This window comes from Halalkalibacter kiskunsagensis (genome assembly GCF_037027555.1).
Taxonomy (GTDB): domain Bacteria; phylum Bacillota; class Bacilli; order Bacillales; family Bacillaceae_D; genus Halalkalibacter; species Halalkalibacter kiskunsagensis.
Genome location: NZ_JAXBLX010000076.1, coordinates 1 through 10,645 on the forward strand (window position 1 = coordinate 1; position 10,645 = coordinate 10,645).

Genomic DNA, 10,645 nt, shown 5'->3' on the forward strand with positions numbered 1-10,645 from the left:
AAGGGTGGTTTTCCCTTTTGGAACTACCTCGACGCAATGAGCGGAACCGCTACATCTTTTAAGGCTTTTATGAGTGGGTTTTTCATAAAAGGCGCGTAGTGAGTGAAGCCATTGCAAGTTCCAAAAGGGTGGTTTTCCCTTTTGGAACTACCTCGGGGCATTATTAAATAATTCCCTTTCCAATGTAAGTTTTTCTCTTAATATGGCCAAAATAAGAGAAACGACTAGGAAGGGTTGAATGAAATGCGTTCAAGTATGCGTCAACAAATGCATCAAAATCGTTTCCAGCCATTATTTAATATGGATTATCATAGTTTTGTTGAAAGAGAAAATCAGCAAACGAATCTTGAACTTGCAAGTGAATTTGGTTTATCATTACGTGATGTAAAATTATTAAAGAATAAGCTAAATCGTAATTAGCCTATTGACAGGTAGCTCGAACATTCGTATGATAATAATCAATTAATTCAAAAAGCTAATATTCCAAAGAAGAGGCATAGTAGTTAAGGTAACAGGTAAAAAGAGAGGAGAGGTCGTGGCTGAGAGCCCTCCATATCTGTCTTAATGAATGAACACCTCGGAGGAGTTTTTCTGAACTGTGTTACTTAGTAGGAAAAGACGTAAGCAGGCGTTAACTGTTTAAAGTGGAAGCAATAATTGCTTCAATTTAGGGTGGCACCACGGGTATAAAAATCTCGTCCCTGATGATAATTCATCAGGGATGAGATTTTTTTTTTATGAATTTACTGTTTGGAGGAGAATAGAATGAGCATTCAAATCCCGCGCGGAACGCAGGATATTTTGCCAGGTGAAGTAGAGCTTTGGCAATACATTGAAAAAAAGGCAAAGGACGTTTGTCGAAGATATAATTATCAAGAAATAAGAACGCCAATTTTTGAGCATACAGACTTATTTCAACGTGGAGTAGGGGATACAACCGATATTGTTCAAAAAGAGATGTATACATTTACGGATCGTGGAAACAGAAGTTTAACCTTACGACCAGAGGGAACAGCGGCTGTTGTCAGGTCGTATGTAGAAAAGAAAATGTACGGTCAACCTAATCAGCCAACTAAGCTTTTCTATACTGGTCCTATGTTTAGGTATGAACGTCCTCAATCTGGACGTATGCGTCAATTTGTTCAATTTGGAGTCGAAGCTTTAGGAAGCCATGATCCAGCCATTGATGCAGAAGTGTTAGCGCTAGTAATGAGCTTGTACGAAGAGCTTGGACTGAAAAATGTAAAATTAGTATTGAATAGTTTAGGTGATAAAGAAAGCAGAGAGGCACATCGTCAAGCGCTCATTGATCATTTTAAACCCAGTATTGGAGAGTTCTGTGAAGATTGTCAAAATCGTTTAGAGAAAAATCCTTTACGTATTCTAGACTGTAAAAAAGACCGTGACCACCCGTTGATGTCGAATGCACCGTCTATTCTGGATTACCTAAATGAAGAGTCTAGTCATTACTTTAGCCAAGTGAAAAATTATTTAGATCAACTTGGGATATCTTATGTAGTTGATCCAACTCTTGTACGAGGACTAGATTATTATTTTCATACTGCGTTTGAGATTATGGCTGAGGGAGAGGGTTTTGGAGCGATTACGACACTTTGTGGTGGTGGTCGTTACACAGGACTTGTTGAGGAAATTGGTGGTCCATCGACTCCTGGAATCGGTTTTGCTTTTAGTATTGAGCGTGTCATTATGGCATTAAAAGCACAAGAACAAGCCATTCCTGTTGCTCCGAAATTAGACTGCTATTTAGTTTCATTAGGTGATGCGGCAAAAGAAAAAACTGTTGAGCTTTTGTATAAACTTAGAAGTGCAGGTATTAGTGCTGATAAAGATTATTTAGATAAGAAGATGAAAGCTCAGTTTAAAGCGGCTGACCGCTTACAAGCACGATTCACAGCAATCCTTGGTGATGATGAACTTACCGAAGGAGTTATTAATGTGAAGGATATGGAAACAGGTGAACAGGTACAAGTAGAGCTTGAAACATTTATTGACCATATAAAAGAGAAAACCTTAGGAGGTAAGTAGGATGATAGGGAGAACACATCACTGTGGAATGCTACGCGAAGAAAATGTAGGAGAACGAGTACAATTAAAAGGGTGGGTACAAAGACGACGTGATTTAGGTCAAGTTATTTTTCTAGATGTTCGTGACCGATCTGGAATTGTTCAAATTGTCTTTAGTCCTGAAGTAAACCTAGAAGCACTTTCATTAGCAGAGCGAGTAAGAAATGAATATGTCATTGAGGTAGAAGGACAAGTCGTTGCTAGAGATCCAAAGACAGTAAATGATAAAATTGCAACAGGCTCAATTGAGATTCATGTTGAAAAAATTAGTATCTTAAATGCATCGAAGCCACTTCCGTTCCAAATTGAAGCTGATACAGATGCATCAGAAGATGTTCGTTTAAAGTATCGTTATCTTGACCTACGTCGTCCTGATATGCAAGAGACGTTTAAATTACGTTACCGTACGACGAAGTTAATACGTGACTTCCTTGATGAAGAAGCTTTCATGGAAATCGAAACGCCAATGTTAACGAAAAGTACACCAGAGGGAGCGCGTGATTATCTTGTGCCAAGTCGTGTACACCATGGTGAGTTTTACGCGCTGCCACAATCACCACAACTCTTTAAGCAACTACTAATGGTTTCTGGTTTCGAACGTTACTATCAAATTGTTCGTTGCTTCCGTGATGAGGACCTTCGTGCCGATCGTCAACCTGAATTTACACAAGTCGATATTGAAACATCGTTCATGGATAAAGAAGACTTACTTGCGATGACAGAGAAAATGATGGCGAAAATTATGAAGGAAACAAAAGGGATAGAGGTATCATTGCCGTTTCCACGTCTTACGTACGATGAAGCAATGAATCGTTTTGGATCAGATAAACCAGACCTTCGTTTTGGAATGGAGTTAATTGAACTATCAGATGTTGTGAAGGGTTCTGAGTTTAAAGTATTCAAAAGTGCACTGGCGTCTGGTGGAACAGTTAAAGGATTGAACTTGAAAGGTGGAGCAGATAAGCTTTCACGTAAAGATATCGATGCTCTTACTGACTTTGTAAAGCAATTCGGTGCTAAAGGGTTAGCATGGTTAAAAGTTGAAGAAGAAGGACTAAAAGGCCCAATTGCGAAGTTCTTTGATGAGGATGTAGCATCTGGTCTTCAAAGTGCACTAGGTGCAGAAACAGGAGACTTATTATTCTTTGGAGCAGATAAGAAGCAAGTTGTCTTTGATAGCCTTGGTGCACTACGATTGAAGTTTGGAAAACAGTTTGACTTAATTGATCAAAGCCAATTTAACTTCCTTTGGGTAGTTGATTTTCCTCTTGTAGAATATGATGAAGAAGCAAAACGTTATGTTGCTTTGCACCATCCGTTTACAAGCCCGGTAAAAGAAGATATGGAACTTCTTGCATCTGACCCAGGAAGCGTACGTGCAAATGCTTATGATCTTGTGTTGAATGGATATGAGCTAGGTGGGGGATCACAACGTATTTACCAAAGCGATATTCAAGAGCAAATGTTTAAAGCACTTGGGTTCTCTGAAGAAGAGGCACGTAAGGAATTTGGTTTCTTGTTAGAGGCATTTGAATACGGTACACCGCCACATGGAGGGATTGCACTTGGCTTAGATCGTCTTATTATGCTTTTAGCAGGTCGTACGAATTTACGTGATACGATTGCATTTCCGAAGACTGCAAGTGCTAGTTGTTTACTAACGAATGCGCCTGGTGAAGTAAGTGTTGAGCAATTAATTGACTTAAATTTATCAATTATCGGTAAGAAACAAGAGAAAATGAACTTAGTTTGACAGAAAGTAATAGGTGACGTATAATCACTGTTAATAGAATATGGACGTTTGAATATTCAAACTTATCAAGAGTGGTGGAGGGAACTGACCCGTTGAAGCCCGGCAACCTTTTTGCAAGCCAAGCAAAAAAGGTGCTACTTTCAGCAGAATGATTTTATTCTGAAAGATAAGTAAAGGCAGAAAACCTTTTCTTATCAGGAAAGGTTTTTTGTTTTATTTACGGAGAGAGAGGGACATGAGATGATACGAGTTGGTTTAATTGGGTTTGGGACTGTAGGCGGTGGAGTGTATGAGCGATTACTTCATACAAAAAAGCAAATTAAACAATTATTGAAAAATGAGATTGAAATTTCTGCTATATTGGTTAAGGATCGACAAAAGCGGCGAGCTGAAAATGTAGATACATTTGTGACAACTAGCTGGGATGAGTTTTGCGAAAGAGCTGAATTTGATGTTATTTTTGAAGCGATTGGGGGGATTGAACCAGCTTTCACCTATACGGCAAGGTGGTTGGAAAAAGGGGTACCGGTCATTAGCGCAAATAAGAAATTAGTGGCCGAAAGAGGAGAAATTTTAGAACACCTAGCAGTTGATCATTGTACTTATTATGGATACGAAGCAGCTGTTGCGGGGGGAATTCCGATTATTAATTCCTTAAAAGGTAATCTTACAACTACACCTATAACGAGAGTATCTGGCATATTAAATGGAACAACAAACTACATGTTAACAGAAATGATTGAAAATCATCGTAGCTTCACTGAGGTGTTATTGGAGGCGCAAGAGCTTGGCTACGCTGAAGCTGATCCTACTGATGATATTGAAGGATTTGATGCCTGGTATAAAATCCGAATACTCAGTCGTTTATGTTTTGGTACTTGGCCATCTGTTACCTCATTTTTTCGAAAAGGTGTAGCAAACATTGAAGATTGGCATGTTGAAGTGGGAGAACGCCTTGGTTTTAAAGTAAAGCTAATTGCCGAGGCGTGGAGGAGCGATTTAGGAGTGAAAGGTCGTGTGACTCCAGCTTTTCTATCACCAACTGAACCTTTAGCAAATGTTAGAGGAGTTACGAATGGCATTTCTTTAGAAGGGGATTTCGTTGATCAACTTCTTTTTCTAGGACCAGGAGCCGGAAAGGAAGCAACAGCAAATAGCATGGTGGAGGATTTTATTTTCCATGAACGTACGACAAATGCAATAAGAGTAACAAAAGAGGGAAAAAGGGAACAAGCTGAGTCCTGTATTCATTCCTTTGTATTTATCAATCATGCAGATCGAAATCGAGCTTTGGAATGGGTAAAGCAAGAGGGGATTGCTGTGATTGATACATATGCTCATCATGAGGGGGAAGGTTGGATCGTATCAAGTAACAACTCATCCCCTTTTGAAACGTATCCTATTTATGGTGACATATCAAAAAGGAAACGAGAAAAGACCATTCATTCAGCGCAATTCGGGGCGTTCTGATTTAAGCTTTTGATAGGCACTTACTAATGAATAGGCATCATCTTTAATATAATAAGTGCGAACCCCCCGGTTCGTGTGTAAATACAAAAAACCCATCGCATCTTGTTCCGGCTTTTTTCTATAGGAAATGTCAAAGATTGCGGTTAATGGAAATGTATCATCTTTGACGATTAGCTCATTGTCAAATAACTTCATATCAAATGATGTTTCAATGATACGTTTTTCGGTCCAACCAATTTCTTGGTGAATTTCAACACATCTTTGAGTAGCGAGTAAATTCATATTGGGCTCACCTCTCATCCATAAATTATTTAGGTAAACTGTAACATAGGGAATGAGAAATTACCAAATGATTAAATGGTCGAATATTCTGACTACGTCATTGACATTCTAATCTAGGCTTGATAGAATGTATGTAAGCAAGTAAGATTTCCTAAGATGTACGTATGCATCTATGTTTTGAGCCAACAGAATTTGAACGGGAGCTTGCGTTATAAATGGGATTACAAGCCTTCATGAATGGAAGTAAGAACATTTATACAAAGCACCCACCTGCGTAGGAGCAGGTTCAAAACTATAAGTAAAACGGCATTATTGGGATTTCTTACTTTATAGAATGAAAGATCACAACTTCTCTATCGGAGGTTGTTTTTTTTGTATTAAGAATGAACTAGGTGTATTTTGTAAACCCTTCTAAATGAACTTAGACTTTTAGTATTTGCTATGGTATAGTCAATTCCGATAATACCGTTTGGAAGGGGCAAGGAGAATGTTGCATCAATTTTCACGAAATGAACTTGCGATTGGGCATGATGGATTAGCTCAATTACAAAATAGTACTGTGGCCGTTTTAGGTATTGGAGGAGTAGGCTCTTTCTCAGCTGAGGCACTAGCTCGTTCGGGAGTTGGTAGGTTAGTGCTTGTTGATAAAGATGATGTTGACATCACAAATGTAAATAGACAGATCCATGCATTATTATCAACAGTGGGTAGACAAAAAGTTGAATTAATGAAAGAACGAATTCAAGATATTAATCCAGAATGTGAAGTTATTGCTTTAAAAATGTTTTATACAGAAGAAACGTACGAACAGTTTTTTAGCTATGGGTTAGATTATGTAATTGATGCTAGTGATACGATTAGTTATAAAATTCATTTAATGAAACAATGTCTTGAACGCAAAATCCCGATTATTTCTAGTATGGGAGCAGCCAATAAAATGGATCCAACTCGCTTGCGTATTGCTGACATTTCTAAAACAAGTCATGATCCAATTGCAAAGGTTATCAGAACTCGCTTACGTAAAGATGGGATTAGAAAAGGAATCGAAGTAGTATTCTCTGATGAACAACCAATCAAAATTAGGGAGGATATCCGTCAAGAGATTGTTTCAGAAGCAGCGGAACAAGGAAGTATTCGCAAAGCTAAAATGCCGCCATCATCGAATGCATTTGTTCCTTCTGTAGCGGGGCTGATTATGGCTGGACATGTTATTACGAACCTTTTAAAAGAAATTGAAATTAATCGGTAAAAAAAAAAGGTCTGTCTCATAAGCCGAAAAAGAGGCGGCAATGGCTCCGTTCGCTACTCGCATTGAGAGGAAAAAAACCACTCCTCTCAATGCTTTTAAAAGATGTAGCGACTAGCTCATTGCTTCAAGGTACCTTTTTGTACATTCTCTCTATTAGGTTAGTTCTTATTTAGCTAGCTTTTCAAGGTTTCCATTCTTGTCCATCTTGAATGCTGCGGTAGAAAGAGACTCCTCGTCTTCTAAAATTGCCATACGTCTTGCGCGATTCATAATTTGAATAAGAGATTGGTAATCCTCTTCAATAATACTATTATCCTGTTTTATTTTCTTTAACTCTCGTTCAAGTTCGCGGTTACGTAATTCCAGTTCTTTATTTTCTTTTACAAGCTTTTCATTTTCTCGTTGTAAAGTTGGTGATTGCGCATTTGTATGCATGACAGTTTGTAAATACTCAATGACAGATTCTAAAGACATCTCACTATCTAGTGATTGGTTCATTCGTTCTATACTAGCTTGAGGTGACCACATTGGTCTCATTTGAGGATAATATGAGAAGGAAGCAGCCCGTTTTCTTTCTTTACGTTCTTTCTTCGCTTCAGCAATTTGTTTCATATAGCGATTGCGAACAACCGCATTCCAACGAAATCCACAAGCTGCAGATGTACGGTTTAATTCATCGCCCACTTCATCAAAGGCACGTAACTGTGTACTACCTTCCGTTATATGTTTTAATACAGTTTCAGCTAACAAAACATCATCTTCATGTGACCAAGCATCTTGTCTAACTTTCATTCTTGTCATCTCCTTTAATAATTTTTCTATCTAGTTGATACAAAGTCTGTCCAGAAAAGCGAACCTTTATACAAGGATGATAGAAAAAAGGGATTATTTAGGAGTTGGAAAGGAGAAAGGCTACAGTTACAAGAGCAAAATGTAAGGGGGATATCAAACAAGTGATAGTTATTTAAGGTAGAAATCTACAAAGCTATTTACAATTATGAAAGTTACTACAACTATTATGAAGAGGTTGAATACTAGAATTTGCTCTAGATATCAACCTCTATTTTTAACCGTAGTTTATTCATTCTTTTGAAGTCGATCATAAATTTCGGCTAATGTACGTTCGAATTTACCTGTACGTTTCGGTTCGTAATAGGCTGTATTTTTTAACTTGTCAGGTAAATATTGTTGTTTTACCCAGCCATGTTCAAAGTCATGAGGATATTTGTAATCGACTCCGCGTCCAAGTTGTTTTGCCCCTTGATAATGGGCATCTTTTAAGTGTTTCGGAACATCTCCCACTTTGCCACTACGAATATCTGCTAAAGCGGCATCAAGTGCAGTATAGGCAGAATTCGATTTTGGTGATAAACAAAGTTCGATCACAGCATTTGCCAAAGGAATCCGCGCTTCTGGAAATCCAAGGCGCTCTGCTGCCTCAATTGCTGATAGAATACGTGACCCTGCTTGAGGATTACCTAGTCCAATATCTTCATAGGCGATGACGAGGAGCCTCCTATTAATACTTACTAAATCACCTGCTTCAATTAATCTGGCTAAGTAATGAAGAGCAGCATTGACGTCGCTTCCTCGTATCGATTTTTGAAAGGCTGACAGAACGTCGTAATGAGCGTCACCGTCTTTATCATGGTGGAAGCTTTTCTTTTGAATGGATGCTTCTGCTGCGGATAAAGAAATTGTTTTTTCTCCAGATGGATCTGGAAAGGTTGAGAGGATTGCTAATTCTAAGCCGCTTAAAGCTGATCGAACGTCGCCACCACATGCTTGCGCTAAGTGAGTAAGAGCTTCTTCACTAATGTTTATATTATCAACTCCATACCCATTTTTCTTATCATGAAGGGCACGTTGTAAGGCATGTTTAATATCTGTGACGCTAAGCGGCTCAAGTTCAAATATTTGACAGCGACTACGAATTGCTGGATTAATAGAATGGAATGGATTTGTCGTTGTTGCCCCTATTAATATAAGAAGTCCATTTTCAAGATAGGGTAACAAAAAATCTTGTTTTCCTTTATCTAAGCGATGTACTTCATCGAGTATTAATATAAGTTGACCGTACATTTTTGCTTCTTCTACAGCAATCTCCATGTCTTTTTTGTTATGAACAACTGCATTAAGCATTTTAGATGGAGTGCCCGTTGAACCAGCAATAGCACTTGCAATTGATGTTTTTCCAATACCAGGAGGGCCATAAAGAATCATTGAAGATAACTGCCCGACATCAACCATTCTTCTTAGTAGCTGCCCTTGGCCAATTAAGTGTTGTTGTCCGATAATATCTTCTATTTTCTTAGGTCTCATGCGATATGCGAGTGGTTGTTTTTTCATAAGTATAGCCCCTCTTCTTACAATGCTATTGTTAGTGTAATAGATGAAATCATAAAAGCCAACTATTCGAGGTCGCTCCAAAAGGAAAAAGTACCCTTTTGGAGCGACCTCTATAGATTTTCATGCTATAATGGCAAAGACTTAGATAGAGAGAAGGGATTTCTCTTGGGTAGAGGAGAATATGAAAGAAATAAACGAGTGGATCTTATTCGTTGGGGGACATTTACGATTGGCCTCATGGTTATGTCACTTGGAATTGCTTTAATGATACGTGCAGAACTCGGAGGTGCACCTTGGGATGTGTTACATATTGGACTTACAATCCAATTCGGTCTAACCGTTGGTACTTGGTCTATATTAATGGGTGCGATAATATTAGGGATAACGGCTCTATTAATGAAATCTTTTCCGCAGTTAGGTGCGTTTCTTAACATGGTCATTGTAGGAGTATTTATCGATCTGTTTTTGTGGATCCTACCGTCCCCAGATAGTATAATGTTAAAATTCATAATGCTCTTAGTGGGCATTGTTATTATCGGTTATGGAATTGGCATATATATTGCTCCAGGTTGTGGAGCTGGTCCGCGTGATAGCCTTATGTTGGCATTGCAAATAAAAACAGGCTGGAAAGTACAGTATGTAAGAGTATTAATGGAAATAGTTGTACTGGCAGCTGGCTGGTTTATGGGAGGCACTGTTTTTATTGGGACACTCTTATTTTGTTTTGGAATTGGATCGGTGGTTGGAGTTACTTTGCCACAATGCCAGCGATATTTTGATTCTATATTGAAAAGAGGGAAAACTAATGAAAATTTCAACGAAGGGTCGTTACGGCCTTACCATCATGATGGCGTTAGCTAAACAAGCAGGGGAAGGTCCAATATCATTAAAATCAATTGCAAAAGAATACGATTTATCAGAACATTATTTAGAGCAACTGATTGCCCCACTGCGTAATGCCATGCTTGTCAAAAGTGTACGCGGAGCATATGGTGGCTACATGCTTGCAAAAGATGCAAAAGATATTACCGCTGGTGACATTATCCGCGTATTAGAAGGCCCAATTAGTCCAGTTGAAGTAATGGATGACGAAGAACCAGCGAAACGTAATCTGTGGATAAAAATCCGCGATGCTGTCAAGGATGTACTAGACAACACAACATTAGAAGACCTAGCCACATACGAAGACTCAGGTGATCAAGAGTATTATATGTTTTATATTTAAGAGAATAAGAAAAAAGGTTGAACTTTACCTTTTTTCTTATTCTCGAAGCAATCAGCGGAGCCACTGCCATCTTTTAAGCCCTTTATGAGTGGGTTTCTCATAAAGGGTGCGCAGTGAGGGAAGCGATTGCCTTCCAAGAGTTACAGAAGAAGGTTATAAGAAAAAAGGTTGAACTTTACCTTTTTTCTTATTCTCGAAGCAATCAGCGGAGCCACTGCCATCTTTTAAGCCC

The 10,645-nt window shown here is 38.6% G+C and carries 10 protein-coding genes, 1 other RNA gene, 1 riboswitch and 1 other annotated feature; of the genes, 8 read left to right on the forward strand and 3 right to left on the reverse strand.

Annotated elements, in window-relative coordinates:
• Positions 1-243: 243 nt before the first annotated feature.
• The 4 genes from SLH51_RS23685 to SLH51_RS23700 all read left to right on the forward strand — a co-directional run bounded on the left by SLH51_RS23685 (position 244) and on the right by SLH51_RS23700 (position 5,308).
• Positions 244-420 (forward strand): hypothetical protein, encoded by a 177-nt coding sequence (locus SLH51_RS23685; protein ID WP_335964050.1) that lies wholly within the window; start codon positions 244-246, stop codon positions 418-420.
• Positions 421-477: 57 nt separating this feature from the next.
• Positions 478-706, forward strand: a binding site (T-box leader).
• 59 nt (positions 707-765) lie between these two features.
• Complete coding sequence (gene hisS / locus SLH51_RS23690) at positions 766-2,046, forward strand: histidine--tRNA ligase (RefSeq protein WP_335964051.1); 1,281 nt, start codon at positions 766-768, stop codon at positions 2,044-2,046.
• 1 nt (position 2,047) lies between these two features.
• A complete protein-coding gene (aspS, locus tag SLH51_RS23695) occupies positions 2,048-3,838 on the forward strand; it encodes an aspartate--tRNA ligase (RefSeq protein WP_335964052.1) in 1,791 nt (596 codons plus the stop codon).
• 59 nt (positions 3,839-3,897) lie between these two features.
• Positions 3,898-4,011: riboswitch (SAM riboswitch) on the forward strand.
• Positions 4,012-4,078: 67 nt separating this feature from the next.
• A complete protein-coding gene (locus tag SLH51_RS23700; RefSeq protein WP_335964053.1) occupies positions 4,079-5,308 on the forward strand; it encodes a homoserine dehydrogenase in 1,230 nt (409 codons plus the stop codon).
• On the opposite strand, the gene SLH51_RS23705 is transcribed toward SLH51_RS23700, so the two are convergent.
• Positions 5,285-5,590 (reverse strand): hypothetical protein, encoded by a 306-nt coding sequence (locus tag SLH51_RS23705; RefSeq protein ID WP_335964054.1) that lies wholly within the window; start codon positions 5,588-5,590, stop codon positions 5,285-5,287. The genes SLH51_RS23700 and SLH51_RS23705 overlap by 24 nt on opposite strands.
• A gap of 145 nt (positions 5,591-5,735) precedes the next feature.
• Between SLH51_RS23705 and ssrS the strand changes: the two genes are divergently transcribed.
• Positions 5,736-5,913, forward strand: a non-coding RNA gene (gene ssrS, locus SLH51_RS23710) — 6S RNA.
• Between the two features lie 164 nt (positions 5,914-6,077).
• On the forward strand, positions 6,078-6,839 hold the full coding sequence (locus SLH51_RS23715) for a tRNA threonylcarbamoyladenosine dehydratase (RefSeq protein WP_335964055.1): 762 nt from the start codon (positions 6,078-6,080) through the stop codon (positions 6,837-6,839).
• A gap of 165 nt (positions 6,840-7,004) precedes the next feature.
• Here SLH51_RS23715 and SLH51_RS23720 read toward each other — a convergent pair whose 3' ends face one another.
• Positions 7,005-7,631, reverse strand: coding sequence for an RsfA family transcriptional regulator (locus SLH51_RS23720; RefSeq protein ID WP_335964056.1), 627 nt, complete (start codon positions 7,629-7,631; stop codon positions 7,005-7,007).
• A gap of 285 nt (positions 7,632-7,916) precedes the next feature.
• Positions 7,917-9,188 carry a replication-associated recombination protein A gene (locus SLH51_RS23725; protein ID WP_335964057.1) on the reverse strand — a complete coding sequence of 424 codons (1,272 nt, stop codon included), beginning with the start codon at positions 9,186-9,188 and terminating at the stop codon, positions 7,917-7,919.
• Positions 9,189-9,353: 165 nt separating this feature from the next.
• Here SLH51_RS23725 and SLH51_RS23730 point away from each other — a divergent pair, with 165 nt between their 5' ends.
• On the forward strand, positions 9,354-10,049 hold the full coding sequence (locus SLH51_RS23730; protein WP_335964058.1) for a YczE/YyaS/YitT family protein: 696 nt from the start codon (positions 9,354-9,356) through the stop codon (positions 10,047-10,049).
• Positions 9,994-10,413 carry a cysteine metabolism transcriptional regulator CymR gene (gene cymR / locus SLH51_RS23735; RefSeq protein WP_335964059.1) on the forward strand — a complete coding sequence of 140 codons (420 nt, stop codon included), beginning with the start codon at positions 9,994-9,996 and terminating at the stop codon, positions 10,411-10,413. Before SLH51_RS23730 ends, cymR begins: the two co-directional genes overlap by 56 nt.
• Positions 10,414-10,645: the final 232 nt, after the last annotated feature.

What these genes read in the sequence shown, in the direction of transcription:
- SLH51_RS23685 (WP_335964050.1), top strand. Translation starts at nt 244, where the DNA reads ATGCGTTCAAGTATGCGTCAACAAATGCATCAAAATCGTTTCCAGCCA.
- hisS (WP_335964051.1), top strand. Translation starts at nt 766, where the DNA reads ATGAGCATTCAAATCCCGCGCGGAACGCAGGATATTTTGCCAGGTGAA.
- aspS (WP_335964052.1), top strand. Translation starts at nt 2,048, where the DNA reads ATGATAGGGAGAACACATCACTGTGGAATGCTACGCGAAGAAAATGTA.
- SLH51_RS23700 (WP_335964053.1), top strand. Translation starts at nt 4,079, where the DNA reads ATGATACGAGTTGGTTTAATTGGGTTTGGGACTGTAGGCGGTGGAGTG.
- SLH51_RS23705 (WP_335964054.1), bottom strand. Translation starts at nt 5,590, where the DNA reads ATGAATTTACTCGCTACTCAAAGATGTGTTGAAATTCACCAAGAAATT.
- SLH51_RS23715 (WP_335964055.1), top strand. Translation starts at nt 6,078, where the DNA reads ATGTTGCATCAATTTTCACGAAATGAACTTGCGATTGGGCATGATGGA.
- SLH51_RS23720 (WP_335964056.1), bottom strand. Translation starts at nt 7,631, where the DNA reads ATGAAAGTTAGACAAGATGCTTGGTCACATGAAGATGATGTTTTGTTA.
- SLH51_RS23725 (WP_335964057.1), bottom strand. Translation starts at nt 9,188, where the DNA reads ATGAAAAAACAACCACTCGCATATCGCATGAGACCTAAGAAAATAGAA.
- cymR (WP_335964059.1), top strand. Translation starts at nt 9,994, where the DNA reads ATGAAAATTTCAACGAAGGGTCGTTACGGCCTTACCATCATGATGGCG.